This is a genomic window from Citrobacter sp. HN-141, assembly GCF_033341895.1.
In the GTDB taxonomy this organism is placed as follows: Bacteria; Pseudomonadota; Gammaproteobacteria; order Enterobacterales; family Enterobacteriaceae; genus Citrobacter.
This window is the reverse complement of sequence record NZ_JAWPBF010000004.1, coordinates 204865-230796: the sequence shown is the minus strand read 5'-3', so window position 1 is coordinate 230796 and position 25932 is coordinate 204865. Positions and strand designations below refer to the sequence as shown.

The 25932-nt window shown below is 51.7% G+C and carries 25 protein-coding genes; 13 read left to right on the top strand and 12 right to left on the bottom strand.

Annotated features, from left to right (window positions below; translation table 11 throughout):
• Positions 1–4: 4 nt before the first annotated feature.
• The 9 genes from RYZ59_RS07180 to tctD all read right to left on the bottom strand — a co-directional run bounded on the left by RYZ59_RS07180 (position 5) and on the right by tctD (position 11468).
• A complete protein-coding gene (locus RYZ59_RS07180; protein ID WP_202037968.1) occupies positions 5–994 on the bottom strand; it encodes a glycosyltransferase in 990 nt (329 codons plus the stop codon).
• Positions 984–2369 (bottom strand): capsular biosynthesis protein, encoded by a 1386-nt coding sequence (locus tag RYZ59_RS07175; RefSeq protein WP_318045809.1) that lies wholly within the window; start codon positions 2367–2369, stop codon positions 984–986. The genes RYZ59_RS07180 and RYZ59_RS07175 overlap by 11 nt, the downstream gene beginning before the upstream one ends.
• A complete protein-coding gene (locus RYZ59_RS07170) occupies positions 2366–3577 on the bottom strand; it encodes a capsular biosynthesis protein (RefSeq protein ID WP_318045807.1) in 1212 nt (403 codons plus the stop codon). Before RYZ59_RS07170 ends, RYZ59_RS07175 begins: the two co-directional genes overlap by 4 nt.
• Positions 3574–5691: a polysaccharide biosynthesis tyrosine autokinase gene (locus tag RYZ59_RS07165; protein WP_318045805.1), complete on the bottom strand. Its 2118-nt coding sequence runs from the start codon at positions 5689–5691 to the stop codon at positions 3574–3576. Before RYZ59_RS07165 ends, RYZ59_RS07170 begins: the two co-directional genes overlap by 4 nt.
• Positions 5692–5693: 2 nt before the next feature.
• Positions 5694–6251: a polysaccharide biosynthesis/export family protein gene (locus tag RYZ59_RS07160; RefSeq protein ID WP_202037964.1), complete on the bottom strand. Its 558-nt coding sequence runs from the start codon at positions 6249–6251 to the stop codon at positions 5694–5696.
• 1 nt (position 6252) lies between these two features.
• On the bottom strand, positions 6253–7539 hold the full coding sequence (locus tag RYZ59_RS07155) for an outer membrane beta-barrel protein (RefSeq protein ID WP_137383560.1): 1287 nt from the start codon (positions 7537–7539) through the stop codon (positions 6253–6255).
• A complete protein-coding gene (locus RYZ59_RS07150; protein WP_318045802.1) occupies positions 7529–8944 on the bottom strand; it encodes an undecaprenyl-phosphate glucose phosphotransferase in 1416 nt (471 codons plus the stop codon). The genes RYZ59_RS07155 and RYZ59_RS07150 overlap by 11 nt, the downstream gene beginning before the upstream one ends.
• A gap of 450 nt (positions 8945–9394) precedes the next feature.
• Positions 9395–10807 carry a sensor histidine kinase gene (locus RYZ59_RS07145; RefSeq protein ID WP_318045800.1) on the bottom strand — a complete coding sequence of 471 codons (1413 nt, stop codon included), beginning with the start codon at positions 10805–10807 and terminating at the stop codon, positions 9395–9397.
• Positions 10794–11468, bottom strand: a complete 675-nt coding sequence (gene tctD / locus RYZ59_RS07140) for a transcriptional regulator TctD (protein WP_116360823.1) — start codon at positions 11466–11468, stop codon at positions 10794–10796. The genes RYZ59_RS07145 and tctD overlap by 14 nt, the downstream gene beginning before the upstream one ends.
• Before the next feature lie 153 nt (positions 11469–11621).
• Between tctD and RYZ59_RS07135 the strand changes: the two genes are divergently transcribed.
• From RYZ59_RS07135 to RYZ59_RS07125, 3 genes are read left to right on the top strand one after another with little or no spacing between them, the layout of a single operon-like run.
• Positions 11622–12599 (top strand): Bug family tripartite tricarboxylate transporter substrate binding protein, encoded by a 978-nt coding sequence (locus tag RYZ59_RS07135; RefSeq protein ID WP_061068421.1) that lies wholly within the window; start codon positions 11622–11624, stop codon positions 12597–12599.
• Between the two features lie 14 nt (positions 12600–12613).
• Complete coding sequence (locus tag RYZ59_RS07130; RefSeq protein ID WP_105242189.1) at positions 12614–13048, top strand: tripartite tricarboxylate transporter TctB family protein; 435 nt, start codon at positions 12614–12616, stop codon at positions 13046–13048.
• A gap of 10 nt (positions 13049–13058) precedes the next feature.
• Complete coding sequence (locus tag RYZ59_RS07125) at positions 13059–14573, top strand: tripartite tricarboxylate transporter permease (RefSeq protein ID WP_137383555.1); 1515 nt, start codon at positions 13059–13061, stop codon at positions 14571–14573.
• Between the two features lie 91 nt (positions 14574–14664).
• On the opposite strand, the gene RYZ59_RS07120 is transcribed toward RYZ59_RS07125, so the two are convergent.
• Entirely contained in the window at positions 14665–15561 is an 897-nt protein-coding gene (locus RYZ59_RS07120) for a LysR family transcriptional regulator (RefSeq protein ID WP_318045795.1), read from the bottom strand.
• 98 nt (positions 15562–15659) lie between these two features.
• Here RYZ59_RS07120 and RYZ59_RS07115 point away from each other — a divergent pair, with 98 nt between their 5' ends.
• The 7 genes from RYZ59_RS07115 (at position 15660) to csiR (ending at position 23853) form a co-directional block, all read left to right on the top strand.
• On the top strand, positions 15660–16262 hold the full coding sequence (locus RYZ59_RS07115) for a short chain dehydrogenase (protein ID WP_318045793.1): 603 nt from the start codon (positions 15660–15662) through the stop codon (positions 16260–16262).
• 261 nt (positions 16263–16523) lie between these two features.
• Complete coding sequence (glaH, locus tag RYZ59_RS07110; protein ID WP_318045790.1) at positions 16524–17501, top strand: glutarate dioxygenase GlaH; 978 nt, start codon at positions 16524–16526, stop codon at positions 17499–17501.
• A gap of 19 nt (positions 17502–17520) precedes the next feature.
• Complete coding sequence (gene lhgO, locus RYZ59_RS07105; RefSeq protein WP_318045788.1) at positions 17521–18789, top strand: L-2-hydroxyglutarate oxidase; 1269 nt, start codon at positions 17521–17523, stop codon at positions 18787–18789.
• A gap of 23 nt (positions 18790–18812) precedes the next feature.
• A complete protein-coding gene (gabD, locus tag RYZ59_RS07100; RefSeq protein ID WP_318045786.1) occupies positions 18813–20261 on the top strand; it encodes an NADP-dependent succinate-semialdehyde dehydrogenase in 1449 nt (482 codons plus the stop codon).
• 25 nt (positions 20262–20286) lie between these two features.
• Complete coding sequence (gene gabT, locus RYZ59_RS07095) at positions 20287–21570, top strand: 4-aminobutyrate--2-oxoglutarate transaminase (protein WP_318045785.1); 1284 nt, start codon at positions 20287–20289, stop codon at positions 21568–21570.
• Positions 21571–21714: 144 nt separating this feature from the next.
• Positions 21715–23115 (top strand): GABA permease, encoded by a 1401-nt coding sequence (gene gabP, locus RYZ59_RS07090; RefSeq protein ID WP_202037956.1) that lies wholly within the window; start codon positions 21715–21717, stop codon positions 23113–23115.
• A gap of 45 nt (positions 23116–23160) precedes the next feature.
• Positions 23161–23853, top strand: coding sequence for a DNA-binding transcriptional regulator CsiR (gene csiR / locus RYZ59_RS07085; protein ID WP_318045782.1), 693 nt, complete (start codon positions 23161–23163; stop codon positions 23851–23853).
• On the opposite strand, the gene RYZ59_RS07080 is transcribed toward csiR, so the two are convergent.
• On the bottom strand, positions 23850–24008 hold the full coding sequence (locus RYZ59_RS07080; RefSeq protein WP_006687217.1) for a YqaE/Pmp3 family membrane protein: 159 nt from the start codon (positions 24006–24008) through the stop codon (positions 23850–23852). The genes csiR and RYZ59_RS07080 overlap by 4 nt on opposite strands.
• A 200-nt stretch (positions 24009–24208) precedes the next feature.
• Here RYZ59_RS07080 and RYZ59_RS07075 point away from each other — a divergent pair, with 200 nt between their 5' ends.
• The 3 genes from RYZ59_RS07075 (at position 24209) to RYZ59_RS07065 (ending at position 25305) form a co-directional block, all read left to right on the top strand.
• Positions 24209–24508: an ArsR/SmtB family transcription factor gene (locus tag RYZ59_RS07075; protein ID WP_137383545.1), complete on the top strand. Its 300-nt coding sequence runs from the start codon at positions 24209–24211 to the stop codon at positions 24506–24508.
• A 9-nt stretch (positions 24509–24517) separates the two neighbouring features.
• Positions 24518–25045, top strand: coding sequence for a rhodanese family protein (locus RYZ59_RS07070; protein ID WP_318045779.1), 528 nt, complete (start codon positions 24518–24520; stop codon positions 25043–25045).
• 80 nt (positions 25046–25125) lie between these two features.
• Positions 25126–25305 (top strand): hypothetical protein, encoded by a 180-nt coding sequence (locus RYZ59_RS07065; protein WP_137383543.1) that lies wholly within the window; start codon positions 25126–25128, stop codon positions 25303–25305.
• A 35-nt stretch (positions 25306–25340) separates the two neighbouring features.
• Here RYZ59_RS07065 and stpA read toward each other — a convergent pair whose 3' ends face one another.
• Complete coding sequence (gene stpA / locus RYZ59_RS07060; RefSeq protein WP_318045777.1) at positions 25341–25742, bottom strand: DNA-binding protein StpA; 402 nt, start codon at positions 25740–25742, stop codon at positions 25341–25343.
• Positions 25743–25932 lie beyond the last annotated feature (190 nt).

Sequence of the window (25932 nt, the reverse complement as noted above, 5' to 3'; positions counted from 1 at the left end):
CCGGTTATTCATGAATGATTTTACTGTTGGGCGGAGTCAGCGGATCGCGTACCGGATAAAAAATACCTTTGATCAGCCCCGCTGAGCGTACGATTAAATTAATAACGCTTTGCAGCCCATCTGTTAACGAGCGGTTTTGCACAATCTTCAACAAGGCAAATGCAAGTAATGGGAGAAGCGCAACGGCAAACACGTTGATATTAAAAGTGAGCAGCGCAACAAATAAGAGAATAAGGTAGAGCGCAAATACCGCCTCATTCTTCACGATGTTGAATGACTGGGAAAACCAGGGTTTCCCCCAACTACAACGCAAAAGCTCACCCGGAGCCTGGTAATAACCGCTGGACCAGCGGCGCGCCAGCATCTTAAACGTCGGCAGCGTATGTGAGGTATGGCTGAAGTAAGGAATATCCAAACGCCGCAGTTTAAAGCCCGCATCGATTAAACGCAGACCCAGCTCAGCCTCTTCATACGCGTGCAAATTACGGTTGGTCAGATAACCAATTTTTTCAATTGCCGACCGACGATACAGTCCACCGCCCCCCAGATGATCGCTATCGCCAAGAGGATAGATTTTATTGATCCGCTGCTTACGAGACTTAAATTCATAGTTAACGGCATCATCCATTTCGACGGTACCGGCCACCCCGGCATAGTCCGGTTCTGCCTGCAAAAAGGCAACAGCCTGGTCAATGAAGCCCTCTTCCAGCTCCATATCGCCATCCATCAGTAATAAATATTCCCCTTCGCTGTACAGATAGCCCAACTGATGGCCCACCCCACAACAGCGATCGCCTGGATCGGTGAGTGACACTACCGTGACGCCCTTATTGGCAGCCAACTGCTGGGTGTTATCTGTCGACAGACTGTCAGCCACAATAATTTTATGCGGATACCCGACCAACTGACGCCGAATGCTGTCGATCGTTTTCTCAATACCTTTAGATTCGTTGAGCGTCTTAATACTCACTGAAATAAATGGCTTATTGTCCATGCCATCCCCCTGCACTGCGAAGTACGGTTCGACGAATCACTAAGCTCGCCCCCAGCGATAAATAGAACAAAAACTGTAACATCGGCGTAATCATCAATATCTGGCTGTAAGGTAAGCTGATTAAACAACTGATAGCGAAAGCGTTAAATGCTGGCGCAAAGCTCAGCAACTGCAGATCCTGTTTATCCAACTGTTCCAGCATCAATACTGGTTTTGGCTGGCATACTTTCAGAATATAAATAAACAAGCCAATAAACAGCAGCGTGCCAATAATGCCAACTTCCCACAGCAGCATACTCAGAGCAGTCGAGTCTAAAATCAGGTTATAAATAATGTTCAAAAACCCAGGGGAGACCGTACTACCACTGTTTGTGGCATTAAGCCCATAGCCAAATAATGTGCCCGACAGTCCCCATAGATCGTTATTTTTTAACCAGAACAGAAACGTTGTGAAACGCCCCAACTCTCCGGTCGACATGATGTAGTTCGGATCAAAGATATAACTCAATGAATCAATAAAAATGCTTAATGAGCCTTTCGTCGGATCGCTGCCAAAAGCGGAAGAATAGTACCAGGCCAGTATCATAATCGACAGGCCGATGAGCACCAGCATTCCTGCCACAATGACGAATAACGTCTTCAGGTTTACCTTACTGACATCTTTAACATAGCTCGGCGATATCCACACCCATGCCAGAAATATCGGTGACAGCAGGATGACAAACTTGACCTCACCAATGATGCATAACCCTATTCCAAGGATGATATGCAGCGCTGCGGATTTAAACGTCGTAAGCCCGTGCTTATATTCAGAGAGTTTCAGCAACATAATTAACAGGCAAAATAACCCCATCGCCGCCGTATTGCCGCCACCCATTGGGTCTCCGCCGAATGTGCCTACCACGGAGTCCCATTTTTCATCTTCCCCGCGCACAGCCACACGCTGAGGAACAACCAGCAAAACCTGATAAATCATCACCGGGATTTGCGCATAGAACACCCAGTACAGATAGCGTGTCGCCCGATATATCTGCGATTCACGGCAAAAACCCAACAGCAAACAAACCATCACCAGCGATAACGCGATTTCATTTTTGAAGGCCACAATTGCCACGGTGACCCCGCCCTGAATCAGGGTCGATGTTCCCGCCAGCACCAGAAAGGAAAAATACAGCGCAAGGATAATGGTTTCCTGTGCATCCAGACGCAGCGCCCCGTTTCGCGTCTGCATCACCAGTAATCCCACCATCAGTAATGTCAGGAAAAACGGGAGCCACAACACGGATTGCATGCCGGTGAAATACTGCACCAGACCACACAGGATCAGCGTTATAAAGGTGTAGACCTGTAAATAATTCCCGGTATTCAGTGTCATGGCGTCACCGGCTTGTTTTTCAGGAGATTGGCCCGCTTGTTCATTTTCAGGTAAATGAACGCATAGCGAATAAATGTCAGTGAAGAGAACAATATTACTGATGCCGCGTAATCAGGGTAAAAATAGGGAACGACCACAAACGCCAGTAGCACAATCGCCAACTGCTCAAGTTGGATACGCAGAAAATAGCGGTGCGAGCCAAAAATAAGCTCAATCACCGTTAAAGGACTTATCGCCAGCGCCGGGAACAAATAGGGCAGCATGTAGCGCGACGTCTCAATGGAGTTAATCCAGTCTTCGCTAAAACCCAGCCGCATCACAATGGGATAGAAAATAAAGACGCCTAAGGTACAGACAACCCCCAGCACTAACAGCAGCATACGCACCTTCGTATACTCCTGATAATTGAAGGTGTTATTTCTGAAGTCGATGGACCATTTAGAAAAAATGGTATTGCGTACCGCGTTGCCGATAATCACTACCGGTGCCAGACAGAACCGGCTTACAACGGAAAAATACCCCGCCGTCAGCGCCGAAAACCAGAAGTTAATCAGCATAATAGGCAAGTTACTGCTCGCCATTGCCAGCACCTCAGCGCTACCGACTTTAGTGATGTGATGAATATTCTGTTTAAAAAATCGCAAATTACTTGCCGGGCGCAAATGCTGCGACGTCACCGAGCGAATATCAAACGAATGTAAAATACAGCTGGTGGTCAGCACTATCATGGCGCAGGCCCACGACCAGTAAAATGTCTGTACCTGGTGCGTGAGCAGTACCGAGAGCACCACCACCACAGAGACAGAAATACGCTGAAAGATCAGAAAATAAAAGTTGGCTGTCCGCAGCGATAAGTTTTCCGATATTAACGCCCACGCCGTTGAAAGCGTCAGCAAATAGAGAAACAGTATGTTCTGGTGAAACAACCACGCGGTCAGGACGGCATACGGTAAGGCAATGAGCGCGCTTTGCAGCAAACAGAACACTACATTTTGCGCCAGCTCGTCATCCTGCTGTTTGGGAATCAACAGCTGGGAGGCAAAGGTACACACCTGTGCCCCCACCACCGCGATACTGTAGTTGAGCGCATACAGCCCAACCTCTGCCATATCGTACTTATGTGAGATCAACCAGATAGACAGCGCACCAATCAGCTGCGAAACGACTGATGAACTGGCTATCGTAGAAGCGCTCTTCAGTAAACTCATACACGACCTGGCGTAGTCATCAGTTGGTCGGTATTGAAGTTCAATGAGCGCAACCCTTCCTGCGTTTCAAGGTTTTTTTCCTCGACCGCATTCAACACCGCGCCAATCACCACGCCCTGATTATCCTCAATCTTATCCAGTGCGCTGGCGATATTCTCCGCAGAACCGGTCCCGGCTTTCACGATAAAGATAACCCCATCAACGGCTCGTTTGATCAGTTGGATATCCTGACTTTGATTCACCGCCGCAACGTCAATAATAATGCGTTGATACTGCGACTTCAGTTCGCGCATCACGGGTTCAACGTGCTCTGACGACAGCATCAGTAACGAGGAAATGGTCGTCTTACCGTGGGGGATGAAATCAAGATTTTCAGCGATCTTAATCCGTGCCTTTTCAAGCGGAGCCTCTCCGCGCAACAGTTCCGCCACTCCGGCAGACGTCGCCGATGCCAGCTCAGAAGACAGGCCGTTGGTATTGAAGAAATCTGCATCAATAAGCAACGTTTTCTGATCGAAGCTGAATGAGCTGGCCAACAGATTCGCCAACAGGGAACGCCCTTCACCCTGCTCCGCCGAAGCAATAGCGATCGTCTGTAGCGGCCGATTATCCAGCATAATTCGGGTACGAATACCGTGGATGATATCGGCATTCAGCGGGTTCTTCAGTATCATATCCCGCACCTGTGCGCGTCCCGAAGTACCGGTAAATCGACGAATTTCGCCCAATGGCTCGATATTGAGACGTTTCTTCAGACGGCTCAGGGTGCTGATTGAATTATCCATTGCCGCTTTGACGATGAAATACATGATGCTGAATACCACAACCAGCATCACCACCATCACGAGCAGCAGCGATTTATTCGGCTTAGACGGCTTTAACGGAGGAACGGCGGGATCATACAGCACCGCATCCGCATTCACCCCAGACAGCGACAATTCCTGAGTCCGCTGATAAAGCGTCTTATACAGATCTTCCATTTTATCTAACGCCAATTTTTGGCTGTTATAGGCATCCCGTTTTGATGCCATCTTCTGGAAGATCTCTTTTTGCTCAGCAACCTGCTGCTGGTAATTCTTTTCGTCGGCCAGCGCGGCCAAATACTGCTGACGTAAGCCAAGTTTTAGCTCACCCAGTACCCGACCCGTTTGATTTTGTATTGATTGCACATCGGCTTCTGCTTTTAAAATATTGGCACTTTTAGGCCCATACACTTTGCGCAGTTCCGACAACGTGCGCTGCGCCTGGATCAGCGCAATGCGTAAATCCTGAATCTGCGCATGGTCAGAAACTGATGGCAGCGAAATAATATCGCCTGAAGATTTCCCGCGGCTATTGACTTCATTGTAAACAGACTCCGCGGCGACACGGCGTTGGGTCGCATCGGCAAGACGGTTGGTCACAATGCTTAACTGCTCTGTTTCAAAGCCATCAATACCGCGGAAGGTCAGCAGCCCAGAGTTTTTCAGGTAGCTATCCATTTCCTCTTTTTGTTTCGCTATCGATTGCTGAATCTCTTCCATTTTTTCAAAGTTGAGATTGCGAGCCTGCTCTGCTTTCAGACGCTTTTGTTCTACCGTGTAGTTGATAAAAGCCTGAGCGACGCCATTGGCTATCTCAGCGGAAAGTTGAGGCGAAGAAGACTCGTAAGAAATAGAGGCCAGATTGGTGGTACGGATACCGATGACCTTCAGGTCTTTCGACAATGTTTTCAGCGCCTGATCAACCCTCAGTTGCTGATCTTCACTGCCAGAGCCGGGCTTCACCCCGGTAAAATCCGGGTTTTCATCCAGCTTCAGATCGCGGACCGCCTGCTCGAGGATAATGCGCGACTGCATCAGCGCATATTGCGTTTCGTAGTAACCACTCCGCGTTGAATCAAAACCATCCACCTGAGGAAACGGCGAAACGTTATCGGCTTGTGCCTTAATCAGCACCGTCGCCGTCGAGACATACTTGGATGACATCATGCTGATCAAGGGATACGCCACCACCCCGGCAATAATGCCGGCCAGCGCGATTTTCCAGGCGTTCTTTTTCAGTTCTTTGGCAAAGCGGGAGAAATCGTCGGAGTTTTCTCGTTGCTTGCCGTTTTCCACTATAGATAGTTTCATCGTTAGAAGAACCCCATGCCAATAATCACGACATCCCCAGGACGAACAGAGTGCGTTAAATCAACATTCTCAAGTAGCTGATTGCTACCGGAGAGGCGAAGGTTGATATCTTTGCGATCTGCACGGTCAGTAAATCCCCCCGCCTGAGCAATCGCTTTCTCTACGGTAAGTCCCGGCTCCCAGGCGAATCCATTCGGGCTTTTCACTTCCCCTGACACGTAGAACTTGCGGAACTCGGCAAGACTCACGGTCACCATGGGATTAACCATATACCCATTGCGTAAGCGTTGAGTTAATTCACTATTCACCTGTTCTGGTGTTTTATCTTTTAAACCCAGCACCCCGATATAAGGGAAGTTTATTGTTCCACTCTTATCCACGATAAATTTCATCGTCATTTCGGGTTCCCCGTAAACAACGATATTGACAGTATCCCCCGCCCCAATTCGGTAATCCTCTGCCACCGCAGCAGGATCGTCCATTAATGGTGGCCTGGACGTTGTGCATCCGACCAACAGGATACTGAATAGGAAAAACGCGCACAGTTCTATTATTTTCATTTTAGATCTGAACCTTAGCTTTAAGCATAATCATAGAATTATCATAACCCAACGTTCTAATGACTTTCTTACTGTCGTCGGGACCGATATAAAACGAATCAGTATCCTTATTCGAGTTCAATGTATCTAATTGATATTTAATCTCAAAGTTGACAGACGGCGTGTAGTCATAGCTCATGGTTACGCTAAATACACCATTTTTATCATGTCGATCCTTGTTCTGTTTTTTATAGTCTTCCGTGGTGTATGAGTAGTCCAGCAAAGTAGAAAAACGATTACCCAGCCAGAAATGCTGATAAGAAATCCCATACTCAGTCACTAAGATATACCCCCCAACTTCCGAGGGGTCTTTAATACTTTGAGCAGAGTGGGCGGTGAAGACTGACTGATTTAACGGCTTCCACTCCCCCTTTATATCCCAGTTTAGACCATTAAAATCACTCGAGTTTGCGGCATTTTCAAATGTTTTGTACAGCCATGAAATATTCATGTCGACGTTGGTTTTCCCCGTCAACTGCGATTTCAGACCGTAAAGCAAATAGTATTCATTACTGTCTTTTTCTGAGTTGTTATCATAGTGACGCTGGTTCGTAATAAAGCTATAGCGAAAGCGCGTTCTGGATGTGTATTGGTCAAAAACTTCAGCCACCAGACTATTTTCATGCCATTCCTGCTGCTGAATATAATTGTAAAAATCCGGACTGGTATCCTGCACATCCGAGGTATTCCCGAACGTCAGTTTTTTATATAACAGCGCCAGTTCCGCTTTACCGCGTCCATCTGGTGCGCCATAGCTATAGCGCAACTCACTGTTGATAAAATTATTCGTCAGCGGAGAGTTAATTCCATACTGACGGAACTGGCTCGGCAAAAAACCCTCAGTGATATCGCGACCGCGAGATTCATGCCCAATTGAATCTTCCAGATTCAGGGTTAAGCCATGCATTTGCCCATAACGCCAGGCACCGTTAAAACGGAAAAAATGGTCGTTATAGTTATCGGCAGAATCGCTTGAGTAGTTACGATAATCGCCTGAATACATTAGCAAATACTTATCCTGGCCGCGCTCACCGATCATACTAAACACCGGCGCCGCGCTCTGGAAAGCCGACCCTATCGCATCGCGGTTATGGGGCTGATAAGTCACGTTATCATCATAACCGTAATCCACAGCAACTTTGCCCTGGAAGTCGATCCCCGCAAAGCCAATGTGTGATTTCGGCGTTAAATCAGCCCATGCGGACTGCGATATCACGATTCCGGTAATAACTATTAATTTAGTATGCATTCTTACCGACAAATCCTTTGAAAATAGTTTTAATAATAATTTTTATATCCAGCCATAACGACCAGTTTTGAATATATTCAATATCATACTGGACGCGCTTTTCCATCTTATAAAGTGCATCGATTTCCCCACGGAAACCGTTAATCTGCGCAAGCCCGGTGATCCCCGGCTTAACTTTATGGCGGATCATGTAGTTTTCGACCTGTTTGCGGTACTGTTCATTATGCGTAACCGCATGAGGTCTGGGACCGACAATAGACATACTTCCCTGCAACACATTAATGAATTGCGGGAGTTCATCCAGAGAGGTGCGTCGCAAGAAACTACCAAATTTTGTCACACGCGGATCATTCTTGGTGGCCTGGATAACCGTATCGGAATTCTCCATAACTCGCATCGAGCGAAACTTCCATACCTTAATTTTTTGTCCACTCAGGCCGTATCGATCTTGTTTGAAAAACACCGGGCCACGAGAGGTAAGTTTAATACCAATAGCAATCGCTAACATCAGTGAGGAGATCATCACCATAATGATGCTACCGAGAATCAGGTCTTCCGCACGTTTAATAAATGAACCGGCTCCTTCAAACGGTGAGCTAAAGATGCCAATGGTTTGCAGGTTGTGGATCGAACGCAGCTTGGACATATTGTTACTGTAGGTATAAAAATCAGGAACAATATAGGTATCTACCGTGGTATCTGACATCATGGCCAAAAAGTGACGAATACGATGTAATGCCACCATCGGCAATGCGATATAGATCTCGTCGATATTCCCTTGCTTAGCCTCTTCAACCAGATTAATGACCGGGCCGCGAAAGGGACTTTTTATCTTATCCACGATATCACCACAGCGGGACAACGCGCGTTCGTCATAAAAAGCCAAATCTAATTTGATATTGGAGTATTCAGCTATCAACGCATTTTCTGCTGCCACACCGTTGTCGGTCAGACCAATAATCGCCACACGAATGCTTTTTTTCGTTGAATATTTAAAAATAAAAAAACGAATAAAATAAAGAAAAGGTAAAGGAATGAAATACCAGTAAACAATTGGGGATAAAAAAGACGGTGTCAGGCTTGTCAGGTATCCAAGTGACTCCGGTTCGGCCACCGTCATGCTGATCACTTCGTTGAACGAGATTGCCAACAGTGTACAAAAAAGCAGCCGTTTTTGGTTGCGTATGCCGATGGTTTTTATCTTCTGCTGATACATTTTTGTGTATTCAGCAAGCAGCAGGAAAAACACTGAGAAGAGGATGCTCAGAATGACAATGGTCTTAAACGGCACCATATCTAACAGATGGGCGCTAAAAATTAACGTAATATTAATTACAATAAAATCGACCAGTTTCAAAAAGACTGGATATCCTTGACTGCTAATCTTTAGCGAATTTTTAAGCATATCTCAGCCCATTATTTATTGATATTTAATTGTTTTTTTCTCTTTTCATGTTGCTAATTATATCACAAGTCTAAAAAACGCAATGGTACATTGTCAGTAAATGTAAAAAATAATGTTGATTAGTGTGACCATCACCCACCTGTCACTTATATGACAATGATTTTATTCATTAATTTGTGAACAAGCATTTTGTCGTCACCACCAAAAAAGATGATAATTTACAACACAACCGTTATTGACAGATAACAATTCGTAGACTATGAAAAGTCGTTATATGTATGATGAATAACATAAAATCGTTTCTCTTCCCCCCTAAATAGCCGCTAAAATTAATTAACTGCGACGCCATACAAATAAAATCAATAAATCACATGCCGTTATTATTAATAATATTCTGCTTTCTTATTTGGAATTTTCTTAAGAATAATCTGCACCCGGGAAATAAAGATATCAGATAGTGATGCTTAAAAATCGTACCCGTACGCTCAGTCCCCCTAACGTATCGCTCCTCGACAACTGCGGGTGTGTGCGGTGTAGACGCGCAATATCGTTGACCAGAGCCAGGCCTATCCCTGCCCCCGGGACGTTGCCGACGTTATCCAGACGATGAAACGGCAGTAGCGCCTGATGTACCTGTTGCTCATCAATACCTGGCCCGCTATCTTCAACCACCAGCACCACGGCTTCCCCCTCGCGCATTAACCGCGCCGTCACCACGCCCTGCGCTGGCGTATATTTCAGCGCATTATCCAGCAGATTTCCGCACAGTTCACCGAGTAGCACCTCATCCCCTTCAATCCACAGCGCCTCCTGCTTCCCCTCATACCCCAGATCGATGGCTTTACTGCGCGCCTGCGCCAGACGGGTAAAACAGCTGGTTTGCACCACGTCATACAGATTAACGGGCGAAAAGTGCCTTTCCCCCTGCTCTTTACGCTTCACCGCGGAAAGCTGTAACAACCTTTCCGTCAACTGAATCGTGTTATCCAGCGTTGAACTCATCGCCTGTAAGCTCTCATACCATTGCTGCGGCTGCGGGCTCGCCAAAGCTACTGCCGCCTGCGTTTTTAGCACTGCCAGTGGTGTTTTGAGCTGATGGGAAGCATCTGCGCTGAAGCGCTCCTGGCGGGAGATAAGCCCTCGCAGTCGGTCGATATAGCGGTTGAACGCGACAATCAGCAGACGGGTTTCCGACCACGGCAGTAACTCCGGCAGTGGTGTCAGCAGCCCTGGTTCGCGACGAACCATTAGCGATGACAACTGGCGCATGGGGCGCAATACCCGTCGTAGCAGCCAACCGACCAGTACCAGCGTCAGGAGAACTAATAGACCTTGTGACACCCATGAGGAAAACAGCAGTTGCCGCGCCAGATAACGACGTGATTGCAGCGTTTCGGCGACATAAATTTCGGCCATGCCAACAATCCCACCCTCATTGACCGGCTGGAGCAGGCGTGCCACGCGGATCGCTTCACCGCGATATTCCGTATGATAAAACCACGCTAACGCCGGATACAGCCGGGTACGCGAGGTCGCGGGCGGCATGGCCGGTAAATCGTCATACCCCGAGATAACCTTCCCCGCCGGATCGACCACTTTGTAATACAGCCTGTCGTTCATGTTCAGTTCAAAGCTGTCCAGTACCACCCACGGCACGTTGACTTCCAGGTGTTTATTGCGCACCACCAGCCGCTCAGAAACCGTTCTGGCCGATGAGAGCAGCGTCCGGTCATACGCCTGCGTCGCGGCCTGTAATGCGCTAACGTAGCTGTTAAACGCCGAGAGTCCCCACAGCAACAGCAGCGGTAACCCCAGAAACATCAGCAGTTGCAGGTACAACGACTGGGGCTTAACCCACCTCATCACAGCGCTCCAGCACATAACCCAGGCCACGCAGCGTGGCGATACGCACGTCGCTCCCTTGCAGTTTCTTCCGCAACCGATGGATATACAGCTCAATACTCTCGGGGCTGACCTCATCGCTCAAACTGAACACCTGCTCAAACAACTGTTGGCGTGAAACCGGACGCAGTCGACGGTACATCAGTACTGTCAGCAGGGCCTGCTCACGCGGTGTCAGCGCCAGCGGTTGTCCTTGCAACAGAAAGTAACCTTCATCGTGAAACGCCAATTCTCCCAGTTGCTGTATCCCTTGCACCTGGCCTGCGCTACGCCGCAACAAGGCCCGCAGCCGGGCATCAAGCTCTTCAAGTTCAAACGGCTTAGCCAGATAATCATCAGCCCCTACATTCAGCCCCTTCACCCGATCGGCTACCGCGCTGCGCGCCGTCAGCAACAAAACCGGCAGCGTCTGCCCGCGTTTGCGCAGGCGCTGGACGACTTCCAGACCATCCAACCCCGGCATGTTGATATCCAGTACCGCCAGCGCGTACGTTTCACTGTGTAAAAGATGATCAGCCGACTGGCCGTCGAACACGCAGTCAACGGCAAAGCCGTTTTGTACCAGCGCTTTCTCCAGCCAGTGAGCTAACTCACGGTTATCTTCCGCTAATAAGAGACGCATATCACATCCTGTAAAGTTTCTGCCGCATTGAAAGGGAATTGAAAGGTTAATGTTTTAACAATCACGCAACCGAACTGCTACACATCGGCTCACATAATCACAAAAATCTTCTTCCGTACCCGAAAATCCGGTTTTCCGGCGTGAGGATAAACAATGAAAAAACAATTACTTCGTACCCTTACTGCAAGCATTTTATTGATGAGTACCTCTGCTTTAGCTGAACAAGCGCCATCGCGCACCGAATGCATTGCTCCGGCGAAACCCGGTGGTGGGTTCGACCTCACCTGTAAGCTGATTCAGGTGAGCATGATGGAAACGGGCGCCATCGAAAAACCGATGCGCGTAACCTATATGCCCGGTGGCGTGGGCGCCGTGGCCTATAACGCTATCGTCGCGCAACGTCCTGCCGAAGCCGGAACCGTAGTGGCATTCTCCGGCGGCTCCCTGCTAAACCTGTCGCAAGGTAAATTCGGCCGCTATGGCGTCGATGACGTGCGCTGGCTGGCGAGCGTAGGCACCGACTACGGCATGATTGCCGTGCGTAGTGATTCCCCCTGGAAGACGCTGAAAGACCTGCTGACTGCCATGGAGAAAGATCCCAACAGTGTCGTTATTGGCGCGGGCGCCTCTATCGGAAGTCAGGACTGGATGAAGTCGGCGCTACTGGCGCAAAAAGCCAACGTCGACCCGCACAAAATGCGTTATGTCGCCTTTGAAGGAGGTGGCGAACCGGTGACCGCGTTGATGGGCAATCACGTGCAGGTGGTTTCCGGCGATCTCAGTGAAATGGTGCCCTATCTCAGCGGCGACAAGATCCGCGTACTCGCGGTGTTCTCTGATGAACGTCTGCCGGGCCAGTTAGCCAATGTCCCCACCGCCAAAGAGCAGGGTTATGACCTTGTTTGGCCGATTATTCGTGGCTTCTACGTTGGGCCAAAAGTGAGCGATGCGGATTACCAGTGGTGGGTTGATGCCTTTAATAAGCTCCAGCAGACCGACGAATTTAAAAAGCAGCGTGATTTGCGTGGCCTGTTCGAGTTCAACATGAGCGGTAAGCAACTCGATGACTACGTGAAGAAACAGGTCACCGATTATCGTGAGCAGGCAAAAGCCTTCGGCCTTGCGAAATAAGCCCGGGGGCAAAGATGATGAGCGATCGTATTTTCGCGGGTATCTGGCTGTTGCTCTGTATAGCCGGGCTGTTCGTGGCCTGGCAAATCAGCAGCGAATACAGCTATGAACCCGTCGGGCCACGTCCCTTTCCGCTTGGCATTATCAGCTTGATGCTCTTGTGTGCCGTCGCGCTGCTGTTGCGCCACCCGGACACCATCAGTTGGCCTCGCCGCCACGTGCTGCAAAAGCTGCTCACGATGGTGATTGTGTTGTTGATGTACGCCTGGGGGTTTGAATGGTTAGGCTTTCCCATTGCCACTGCCATTCTCACCGTGGTGATTGGCATGCTGTTCGGCGCAACCATCCCGGCAGCGGGCATTTCCGGTTCGGTTCTCGGCATTCTGTTGTGGTATGCCTTCGATCGACTGCTTGACGTCACCTTACCACTCGGCGCCTGGCTGGGTTAACGGAGAAACGATGGATACCTGGATTTATCTTTCTCAGGGTTTCGCGGTGGCGATGACGCCGGAAAACCTGGTTATCGCCTTGATCGGCTGCTTTGTCGGCACCATCGTTGGGCTGCTGCCGGGCCTGGGGCCAATCAACGGCGTGGCGATCCTGCTGCCGCTGGCCTTCGCTTTGCATCTGCCTGCGGAGTCTGCGCTGATCCTGTTGGCGACTGTTTATATCGGCTGCGAATACGGCGGGCGCATCTCCTCTATCCTGCTCAATGTGCCTGGCGATGCGGCAGCCATTATGACCGCCCTTGACGGCTATCCAATGGCCCAACAGGGACGTGGCGGCGTGGCGCTTTCTATCTCAGCGGTCAGTTCTTTCTTCGGTTCGCTTATCGCTATCGGCGGCATCATTCTGTTTGCCCCGGCGTTAGCACAATGGTCGCTGTCATTCGGTCCTGCAGAATACTTTGCCTTAATGGTCTTCGCTATTGCCTGTCTCGGCAGCATGATGGCGCAGAACCCACTGAAATCATTTCTGGCAGCGCTTATCGGTCTCGGGCTCGCGACCGTCGGCGTAGACGCCAACACCGGGGTTTATCGCTTCACCTTTGACAGTGTTCATCTCTCCGACGGTGTGCAGTTTATCGTGGTAGTGATTGGGCTGTTCTCTGTCTCAGAAATATTATTAATGTTGGAACATACCAGCAGTGGCCAAACGCTGGTGCGTAAAACGGGCCGCATGTTGTTCAATGCCAAAGAGGGTATGCAGTGCGTGGGCGCAACGCTGCGCTCATCGGTGATTGGCTTTTTCGTCGGCGTTCTGCCCGGCGCCGGAGCAACCATCGCCAGTGCGATCACCTACATGACCGAGAAAAAGCTCAGCGGTAACAGCGACAGCTTTGGGAAGGGGGACATTCGTGGTGTTGCCGCACCTGAGGCAGCTAACAATGCCTCGGCCTGTGGCTCGTTTATCCCAATGCTGACGCTCGGCGTACCCGGTTCGGGCACCACGGCGGTCATGATGGGTGCGCTGACGCTGTACAACATCACGCCGGGGCCGGCAATGTTCACCGAACAACCGGATATCGTCTGGGGACTGATCGCGGCGCTGCTGATTGCCAACGTGATGCTGCTGGTGATGAACATCCCGTTAATCGGTCTGTTTACCCGCATGCTGACCATTCCGCTGTGGTTCCTGGTTCCGGCCATTGCGGCGGTTTCGGCGGTCGGTGTGTATGCCGTCCACAGCACGACCTTCGATCTGGTACTGATGGTTGGTCTCGGTGTACTGGGATACATTTTGCGTAAAATGCACTTCCCGATGTCTCCGTTGATTCTCGGATTTGTGCTCGGGGAAATGCTGGAGCAGAACCTGCGTCGTGCCCTGTCCATCAGTAATGGCAGCATGGATATTCTGTGGGCCAGCGGCGTGGCGAAAGTCCTGCTGGTGATGGCGGTCATGGTTATCGTTATCCCGCCAGTACTGCGCCTGATCCGCAAACGCAACAATAAGCCGCAGGTGGATATCGGCTAACGAATTGCCGGATGGCGGCGCTATTGCGCCCTATCCGGCCTACAATTTGGCTCGGTTGTAGGCCGGATAAGCGCAACGCCATCCGGCATTTTTATTTTCCGCGCAGCCCCTGCGTTCCTTCCAGCACATGTTCGACAAACTGCGTCAGCTTGGGCAGTGGGCGCAAATCCTGTCGCCACAACAAATGAATTGGCCGCGGTTGCGGCGTAAACCCCTCCAGCACCCGGACCAGCCGACCCTTCGCGAGCTCTTCTGCCAACAAAACTTCCGGTTGCAACAGCAGCCCGGCTCCCGCTACCGCCGCCATGCGCAGGCCGTGGCCATCGTTACAGCGTAAAATCGCGTCACGTTTCCACCTGACCTCACCCGCCACACCCGGCAGTTTCCATTCATTACGTGCCGTCCACACGGTATGCGACAAACACAGATGATCCACCAGATCCCCTGGCGTTCGTGGAGTGCCGTGTCGGGCAAGATAGTCCGGTGACGCACAGATAGCCATACGGTACGGACCCAGATATTTCGCCACGACATCCGTCTGATGAATATCCCCAATACGTATTGCCAGATCGACCCCTTCATCGACCAGATCCACCATCCGGTTGGTCAGATCTAACTCAATGCGTACCTCTGGCCAGGTTTGCAAAAAATCCGCGGCCAGCGGCGAGATAACACAGGCCCCAAAGGAGGTTGGCGCACTGATGCGTAGCGTACCCGCCGGAGCCCGCCGGAGTCGCTCGACCGAACGTTCAGCGATCGAAACCTGTTCCAGCACCCGCCGGGCTTCTTCAACGTAAACGCGCCCGGCATCGGTCAGACTCTGACGACGGGTGTTGCGCTCCAGCAGACGCGTGCCGAGCTGCGCCTCCAGCAGGGCGATATATTTCCCCACCATCACCGCTGATATCTCCAGTCGCGTTGCCGCACCGGTAAAGCTTCCACTTTCCACCACCGCGATAAACGTTTCCATGCCGCGCAGCTTATCCATATTGCAAACCTCTGGTTAGTAATCATCTAACTTTTAGCCAGTTTATCTGATTTCATTTTCATTAAAGAATAGCGGCTCACACTATTGCGGAGGTGGTTATGAAAATCGTCATTATTGGTGCCAGCGGTACAGTCGGTCGTGCAGTCACAGAGACGTTGAGCCGTAAACATGAGGTGATCCGCGTGGGCCGCACGCAGGGCGATTACCAGGTCGATATCACCTCACAAGAGAGCGTCCAGGCGCTATTTGAAAAAACAGGGCGCGTGGATGCGATTGTTTCCGCCACCGGCAATCTGTTCTTTGGCCCGCTATCGACGATGACCGACAGTGAATTTAATCAGGGTCTGCAGGATAAGTTGTTAGGCCAGGTGCGCCTGGCTTTAACCGGGCAATATTACCTGAATGATGGCGGTTCTATTACGCTTATCAGCGGCATTATCGCCCATGAACCCATTGCCCAGGGGGCAAATGCGGCGACCATAAATGCCGGGCTGGAAGGATTTGTGCGCGCAGCTGCCTGCGAGTTAGGACGCGGTTTGCGCATTAACCTGATTAGCCCGACCGTGCTGAGTGAATCTGCTGAAGCCTACGATGGATTCTTCCCCGGCTTTGAAAGCGTGCCAGCGGCAACCGTGGCCAATGCTTACCGCCGCAGCGTGGAAGGCATTCAAAGCGGACGTATTTATAAAGTCGGTTACTAACCTTTTTACTGCCGCTGTGCCCCAGCAGCGGCAGTATTATTAATCCTCTGTTTTTAAATAACATTCTCCTGTTTCTCTCCCTCTCCTGGCATTTAACCTCATCTTTTATAATGTTAAATATTTGTTGTTTTTGATCACAAATAATAAACAAACAAGCTCATTCTGTGCGCGTTTTTCAAAAATGTAGATATTTTTAATTTATGGCTACGAAACGTAGCATCGCCATGTCTCCCTGACAATCTACTGAGAGGATCGATTCTGATGAACGCACTGACTGCCGTACAACCGAACGCTGAAGATCCAGCCCAGCACTACAGCGGCTTCACGCTGAAACCATCAGCCCAGTCTCCACGCTTACTGGAGCTGACTTTCTGCGCCGAGACTACGAAGCAATTTCTGCAAGCCGTCGCGCAGTGGCCGGTACAGGCCCTGGAATACAAATCTTTCTTGCGTTTCAAAGTGGCTAAGATCCTCGACGCCCTGTGCGGCAATCAGTTGCAGCCTCTGCTACTAAAAACCTTGCTGGATCGCGCTGAAGGCGCACTGTTGATCAATGCCGTGGGCGTTGATGACGTGGCACAGGCAGAAGAGATGGTCAAACTGGCGACAGCCGTCGCGCATCTTATCGGGCGCTCCAATTTTGATGCGATGAGCGGTCAGTACTATGCGCGCTTCGTGGTGAAAAACGTCGATAACTCAGATAGCTATCTGCGTCAGCCACACCGAGTCATGGAGCTGCATAACGACGGTACCTACCTCGAAGAAATCACCGACTATGTACTGATGATGAAGATAGACGAGCAGAACATGACGGGCGGTAACTCGCTGCTGCTCCATCTCGATGACTGGGAACATCTGGATCAGTATTTTACCCACCCGCTGGCACGCCGTGCCATGCGCTTTGCCGCACCGCCAAGCAAAAATGTTAGCCAGGACGTATTCCATCCGGTGTTTGACGTTGACCAGCAGGGCCGTCCGGTCATGCGTTACATCGACCAGTTTGTCCAGCCGAAGGATTATGAAGAAGGCGTCTGGCTGAGCGACCTGTCTGATGCGCTGGAAACCAGCAAGAACATTCTTTCCGTTCCGGTATCTGTCGGTAAATTTTTGCTGATCAACAACCTGTTCTGGCTGCACGGTCGCGACCGCTTCACCTCGCATCCTGACCTGCGTCGCGAACTGATGCGTCAGCGTGGCTATTTCGCCTATGCCACCCACCATTACCAGACCCACCAGTAAGCGCGAAGGAAAATAGCGGATGTATGATTTTGTGATTATTGGCGGCGGCATTATCGGCATGTCGACAGCCATGCAGCTAATCGATGTCTACCCGGATGCCAGAATTGCGTTGCTGGAGAAAGAGTCCGGTCCAGCCTGCCACCAGACGGGCCACAACAGCGGCGTGATTCATGCCGGGGTCTATTACACTCCCGGTAGCCTGAAGGCGCAGTTTTGCCTGGCCGGAAATCGCGCCACCAAAGCCTTTTGCGACCAAAACGGCATCCGCTATGACGTTTGCGGAAAAATGCTGGTTGCCACCTCAGCGCTGGAGATGGAGCGGATGCGTGCGCTCTGGGATCGCACTGCCGCCAACGGCCTGGAGCGCGAATGGCTCAATGCCGAAGAACTGCGTGAGCGAGAGCCGAACATCACTGGACTGGGCGGTATTTTTGTCCCGTCGAGCGGAATAGTCAGCTACCGCGAAGTCACCGCCGCGATGGCGAAGATTTTCCAGGCCAAAGGTGGCGAGATCGTCTACAACGCGGAAGTCAGCGCGTTAAAGGAACACGCCGCCGGCGTTATCGTGCAGACCCGTCAGGGTCAGGAGTATGAAGGGGCAACGCTGATTACCTGCTCTGGCCTGATGGCCGATCGGCTGGTGAAAATGCTTGGCATCGAGCCCGGATTCATCATCTGCCCGTTCCGCGGCGAATACTTCCGCCTGGCGTCAGAACATAACCAGATAGTCAATCATCTGATCTACCCGATCCCCGACCCGGCGATGCCATTCCTCGGTGTGCATCTCACCCGCATGATAGATGGCAGCGTTACGGTAGGTCCGAATGCCGTGTTGGCATTTAAACGTGAAGGCTATCGTAAGCGTGATTTTTCGCTCAGCGATACGCTGGAGATCCTCGGCTCTTCCGGCATCCGCCGCGTGCTGCAAAACAACCTGCGTTCCGGGCTTGGCGAAATGAAAAACTCGCTGTGCAAAAGCGGATATTTGCGGCTGGTGCAAAAGTATTGCCCGAGCCTGACGCAGAAAGATCTGCAGCCGTGGCCTGCTGGTGTGCGGGCACAGGCGGTGTCACCGGACGGCAAGCTGATTGACGATTTTCTGTTTGTCACCACGCCGCGTTCGATTCACACCTGTAACGCCCCGTCTCCCGCGGCAACGTCAGCTCTCCCGATCGGCGCGCATATCGTCAGCAAAGTTCACGCCCTTCTGGAGAACCAGAGTAATCCCGGACGCACGCTGCGTGCGGCACGTAGCGTGGAGACATTACACGCCGCGTTCACCCGTTAACCTTTTTAAGACAGGAAGCAATCATGCAACTTAACGATCCCACCTTGTTTCGCCAGCAGGCACTGATCGACGGACACTGGCGTGACGCCAACAGCGGCGAGACCATCGCGGTGACCAACCCCGCGAATGGTCAGCAACTGGGTAGCGTACCGAAAATGGGGGCAGATGAAACCCGCGAAGCCATTGAGGCCGCGAATCGCGCCCTGCCCGCATGGCGGGCGCTGACTGCGAAAGAGCGGGCCAATATTCTGCGTCGCTGGTTCAACCTGATGATTGAGCATCAGGACGATCTCGCCCGCCTGATGACGCTGGAACAGGGTAAGCCGCTGGCTGAGGCCAAAGGCGAAATCACCTATGCCGCCTCATTTATCGAGTGGTTTGCCGAAGAGGGCAAACGTATTTACGGCGACACCATTCCCGGTCATCAAGCTGATAAGCGTCTGATCGTCATTAAGCAGCCGATCGGCGTTACTGCCGCGATTACGCCGTGGAACTTCCCGGCGGCGATGATCACCCGCAAAGCCGGTCCGGCGCTGGCGGCAGGCTGTACGATGGTACTTAAACCCGCCAGCCAGACTCCCTACTCCGCACTGGCGCTGGCAGAACTGGCTAATCGCGCCGGGGTCCCGGCTGGCGTTTTCAGCGTGGTGACCGGTTCTGCGAGCGCGGTAGGTAACGAGCTGACCGGCAACCCGCTGGTGCGCAAGCTGTCATTTACCGGCTCAACCGAAATTGGCCGTCAGTTAATGCAGCAGTGTGCCAAAGACATCAAAAAGGTATCGCTGGAGCTGGGCGGCAATGCGCCGTTTATCGTCTTTGACGATGCCGATCTCGATAAAGCCGTGGAAGGTGCGCTGGCATCGAAGTTCCGTAATGCCGGGCAAACCTGCGTCTGCGCCAATCGCCTGTACGTGCAGGACGGCGTGTATGAGCGTTTTGCCGAAAAACTCCAGCAGGCGGTGAGCAAGCTGCATCTCGGCGATGGTCTGCAACCTGACGTCACCACCGGACCGCTGATCGACGAGAAAGCGGTTGCCAAAGTGCAGGAACACATCGCCGATGCTCTGGATAAAGGCGCTCGCATTATCGCGGGCGGTAAACCTCACGCGCTCGGCGGTAACTTCTTCCAGCCCACTATTCTGGTAGATGTACCTGATAACGCGAAGGTCGCCAAAGAAGAGACCTTCGGCCCGCTGGCGCCGCTGTTTCGCTTTAAAGACGAAGCTGACGTCATCGCCCAGGCCAACGACACCGAGTTTGGGCTGGCCGCCTACTTCTATGCCCGTGATTTAAGCCGGGTATTCCGCGTTGGTGAAGCGCTGGAGTACGGCATCGTCGGCATTAATACCGGCATCATCTCAAATGAAGTGGCCCCGTTTGGCGGCATTAAAGCCTCCGGTCTTGGCCGCGAAGGTTCGAAGTACGGTATCGAAGACTACTTAGAAATCAAATATATGTGCATTGGCCTTTAATAAAATAAATACTGGAGAACACCTGATGAGCACCAATAAAGAACTAATGCAACGTCGCAGCAACGCCGTTCCCCGTGGCGTAGGCCAGATCCACCCTATTTTTGCCGAGCGTGCAGAAAACTGTCGGGTTTGGGACGTTGAAGGCCGTGAATTCCTCGACTTTGCTGGCGGTATTGCGGTGTTGAATACCGGTCACCTGCATCCGCAGATTGTCTCTGCGGTAGAAGCACAGTTGAAAAAACTGTCACATACCTGCTTCCAGGTGCTGGCCTATGAGCCGTACCTCGAGCTGTGTGAGATTATGAACAAGAAAGTGCCGGGTGATTTCGCCAAGAAAACCCTGCTGGTCACCACCGGCTCTGAAGCCGTGGAAAATGCGGTAAAAATCGCCCGTGCGGCCACCAAACGTACCGGGACCATCGCCTTTAGCGGTGCTTATCATGGCCGTACCCACTACACCCTCTCATTAACCGGGAAAGTGAACCCGTACTCTGCTGGCATGGGGCTGATGCCGGGCCATGTGTATCGTTCGCTGTACCCTTGCGCGCTGCACGGTATCAGCGATGACGATGCGATTGCCAGCATCCACCGTATTTTCAAAAACGACGCGGCCCCGGAAGATATTGCCGCCATCGTCATTGAGCCCGTACAAGGCGAAGGTGGTTTTTACGCCGCCTCCCCGGCCTTTATGCAGCGTCTGCGCGCCATTTGTGACGAACACGGGATCATGTTGATTGCCGATGAAGTGCAGAGCGGCGCAGGGCGTACCGGTACGCTGTTTGCGATGGAGCAAATGGGTGTGGCCCCCGATCTCACCACCTTCGCAAAATCCATCGCCGGCGGCTTCCCACTGGCCGGCGTCACCGGACGTGCCGAGGTGATGGACGCCGTCCCACCGGGTGGTCTGGGCGGTACCTATGCCGGTAACCCGATTGCCTGTGCCGCCGCGTTGGCGGTGCTGAACATTTTCGAGCAGGAAAACCTGCTGCAAAAAGCGAACGACCTGGGCAAAACCCTGCGCGATGGTCTGCTGGCCATCGCGGAAACGCACCGCGAGATTGGTGATGTTCGCGGGCTGGGCGCAATGATTGCCATCGAGTTGTTCGAAGACGGCGACCACACCAGACCCGATGCCAAACTGACGGCCGACGTCGTCGCGCGTGCACGTGACAAAGGGTTGATCCTGCTCTCCTGCGGGCCTTACTACAACGTGCTGCGCATCCTTGTTCCACTGACCATTGAAGACGGGCAAATCCGCCAGGGTCTGGACATTATTGCTCAGTGTTTTGCCGAAGCGAAACAGGGATAACCCCCGTATCTGAACGGGGATTGTAGGCCGGAGGCGGCGCATGCGCCGCCTCCGGAAATATTGTGATGCCCGGTGGCGCTCCGCTTACCGGGCCTACGGGTAAGGTGCAGGAAGCGACGTCAATAACAATAACGAGGTTTAAAGATGGGGCAAGTGTCACAATCACATGATTTAGGGGGCGGGCTGAAATCACGCCACGTCACCATGCTGTCTATTGCCGGGGTAATCGGCGCAAGTTTGTTCGTCGGTTCAAGCGTGGCGATTGCAGAAGCCGGTCCCGCAGTATTATTAGCCTATCTGTTCGCCGGATTGCTGGTGGTGATGATTATGCGCATGCTGGCCGAAATGGCCGTTGCCACCCCGGATACCGGTTCCTTTTCCACCTACGCCGATAAGGCCATCGGGCCGTGGGCAGGTTATACCATCGGCTGGCTGTACTGGTGGTTCTGGGTGTTAGTTATCCCACTGGAAGCGAATATCGCCGCCATCATTTTGCACTCCTGGGTACCGGGCATTCCTATCTGGCTGTTTTCTCTGGTTATCACGCTGGCGTTAACCGGCAGTAATTTGCTGAGCGTCAAAAATTACGGCGAGTTTGAATTCTGGCTGGCGCTGTGTAAAGTGATTGCCATTCTGGCGTTTATCGCCCTCGGCGCCGCGGCGATTAGCGGCTTCTATCCCTACGCTGAGGTCGGCGGCGTTTCACGACTGTGGGATCAGGGCGGCTTTATGCCCAATGGTTTTGGCGCAGTACTCAGTGCGATGCTAATCACCATGTTTTCCTTTATGGGCGCGGAGATTGTCACCATTGCCGCCGCGGAATCCGACACCCCAGATAAACACATCGTACGGGCGACGAACTCGGTTATCTGGCGTATCTCAATTTTCTATCTGTGCTCCATTTTCGTGGTGGTCGCGTTGATCCCGTGGAACATGCCGGGACTGAAAGAGGTTGGGTCGTACCGCTCGGTGCTGGAGTTACTGCATATTCCGCATGCAAAGCTGATCATGGATTGCGTCATTTTGCTGTCGGTGACCAGCTGTCTTAACTCCGCGCTGTATACGTCCTCGCGCATGCTCTACTCCCTGAGCCGCCGTGGCGATGCCCCCGCCTTTATGGGTAAAACGAACCGCAGCAAAACGCCTTATGTGGCGGTGCTACTGTCGACAGGTGCCGCGTTCCTTACCGTCATCGTCAACTATTACGCCCCGGCCAAGGTGTTTAAATTCCTGATTGACAGCTCTGGTGCCATCGCGCTGCTGGTCTATCTGGTGATTGCTATTTCTCAGTTACGGATGCGCAAAATCCTGCTGGCGCAAGGCGGTGAAATTAAGCTGAGAATGTGGCTCTTTCCATGGCTTACCTGGCTGGTGATCGCCTTTATTGTCTTCGTATTAGTGGTGATGCTCTTCCGTCCGGCGCAACAGCTGGAGGTGGTGTCGACCGGACTACTCGCTATCGGGATTATTTGCACCGTACCCATTATGTCACGCTGGAAAAAACTGCTATCGTGGCAAAAAACACCGTTGCAAAATACGCATTAAATCTGATCCCGGCGCAGGCCGGGACATTTATTCAGGAGTAAGACCATGACCGCCATTTCCCAACCGACGGCCATTGATGGGTACCGCTGGCTGAAGAACGATATCATCCGCGGTATATATCAGCCTGATGAGAAACTGCGTATGAGCCTGCTGACCTCACGTTATGAACTGGGCGTTGGGCCTCTGCGCGAAGCGCTTTCGCAACTGGTTGCAGAGCGACTGGTCACGGTGGTCAATCAGAAAGGGTATCGGGTGGCGCCGATGTCCGAGCAAGAGTTACTCGATATTTTCGATGCCCGCGCCAATATGGAAGCCATGCTGGTGGGTCTGGCTATCGCACGTGGCGACGACGCCTGGGAAGCAGAGATTCTGGCGCGCGCACATATGCTCAGCAAGCTAGAGGCCGTTGACGCCAGCGAGCAGATGCTTGATGAGTGGGATCAGCGCCATCAGGCGTTTCACACGGCGATTGTTGCTGGCTGCGGTTCGCAATATCTGCTGCAAATGCGTGAACGGTTGTTCTCTCTGGCGGCACGATACCGTTTCATCTGGTTGCGTAAAACGGTGCTGTCGGTAGAGATGCTGGAAGATAAGCACGATCAGCATCAAACGCTGACCGAAGCGATTCTGGCGCGCGATGCCGCCCGCGCCAGCGAGTTAATGCGCCAGCACCTGCTGACGCCAATTCCCATTATTCAGCAAGCCATGTCCAGCAAACTGCTGACGGGAAAAACCTAGTCGCGGGTTTGGACCCAGAAGGCATGGATAAGGCCTGGGATGTAGCCCAACAGTGTCAAAACGATATTGAGGATAAATGCCCAGCCGAATCCTTTCCCCAGCAACACGCCAAGCGGAGGCAGAATAATAGTAAAAACGATTCTCCAGAAACCCATACACACTCCATACAAGCAAAAAAATAATCATTTCTTAGAAATCTAAGGTTAGTGAGTTTATCCAACTCTGCCTGGCTTCCCCTGCTGTTTTACCCTCCTTTACGCTCTTTACGCTCTTTACGCTCTTTACGCTCTTTACGCTGGCGTACGATGCCTATTTATTTTAGAATTAACTTAACTTAGTAAATGCTAAAGTATATATGACTGAACTCGAACAACTGCAGGCCAGCGCAGAACAGGCTGCCGCCCTGCTCAAAGCGATGAGTAATCCAAAACGGTTACTGATTTTGTGCATGCTGTGTGGCTCACCGGGTACCAGCGCGGGAGAGTTAGCCCGCGTTACTGGTCTTAGTGCATCGGCCACCTCTCAGCATCTGGCAAGAATGCGCGAAGAGGGACTGATAGACAGCCAGCGTGATGCCCAGCGCATCCTTTACTCCATTAAAAATACGGCCGTGAATTCGCTGATCGCCACATTAAAAACACTGTATTGCCCATAAGGAACCACTATGACCATTGGGATGATTTCCCCCCACGAGGCGCAGGCGCTGTTAGCCCAGGGCGCAAAACTGATTGATATCCGCGATGCTGACGAGTATCTGTACGAACATATCCCCGAGGCGCACCTGGCACCGTTATCCACCCTCGAGCAGGGTTCACTCCCCGCAAACTTACGGGCTGAGCGCATTATTTTTCACTGCCAGTCAGGCAAGCGTACACAAAACGCGGCGGCAAAATTGAATGCCGCCGCCGCGCCGGCACAGGTCTGGCTGCTTGAGGGCGGGATCGACGGCTGGAAAGCGGCAGGTCTGCCGGTTGCAAAAGATGGCTCACAACCGTTGCCGCTAATGCGTCAGGTGCAGATTGCCGCAGGCAGTCTTGCCTTGCTTGGCGTCATTCTCGGTTATGCCGTTAACAGCGGCTTCTTCTTACTCAGCGGTTTTGTTGGTGCGGGGCTGGTACTTGCGGGTATAACTGGCTTCTGCGGTATGGCGCGACTGCTCGACAAAATGCCCTGGAACCGACGTACTCATTAAGCGGTAATAGAAGAAACAGCGCTGTACCCGCCGATTGACGTGATCTATGGTGGGCTTTGTGATTAAGAAAGGAGCGCAATATGTTTAAACCTGGCGATCTGGTGCAACCGCGTATGGGCGGACCAAAACTGAAAGTTGTCGAAGTGAAAGACGAACAAATTGTGGCAGTACAAGCCAGCAATGAAAGCGGCGAAAAATACACCCTAAAAACTGCTGATGTCACGCGATATTCTGAAGAAGGCGATTTCGGCGTCTGCTGAAAATAAGCGGTGAGGTTCCCCTCACCGCATTGATATTAGATCAAAAAATCATCGAGAGATTTACCGGCAGCCAGCGCCTGCGCAATCGGCTTCGGCGTGCGGCCTTGTCCTGTCCATGTTTTTGTTTCACCGTTGATGTCCGTAAAACGATATTTCGCCGGACGTGGCTGACGTTTTTTAACCGAACGCGATGGTGCCACCGACATGCTCAACAGTTCTTCAGGATCAATCCCATCGGCTCTCATCATCGCCAGCAGTGTATTAATTTTTTCCTGCTGTTCTGCACGTTGGCGCTGCAGCTGTTCTTCTTCGTCACGTCGTTCTTTGGTGACTACCCGGAGTTTTTCCAGCATATCTTCCAGAACCTCGACGGATAATTCACGCGCCATGACACGTAGCGATCGAATATTATTTAAGTTTTTTAACATTGAACTCATATTAATAAAACCTCTTTAACGCAAAAACAGAAATCGGTATTACGAAGCAAATTGTATGCGAGTATTTTTTCTTTTTCCAGTCTCTTTTTTGTCGCAAGATATTAAAACGGCAATCGCTATTATTATATATCTTGCCATACGGTGCGCTTTAGTCAGCGATATTTTATATTCGGCCAGCAACCAGAATAAA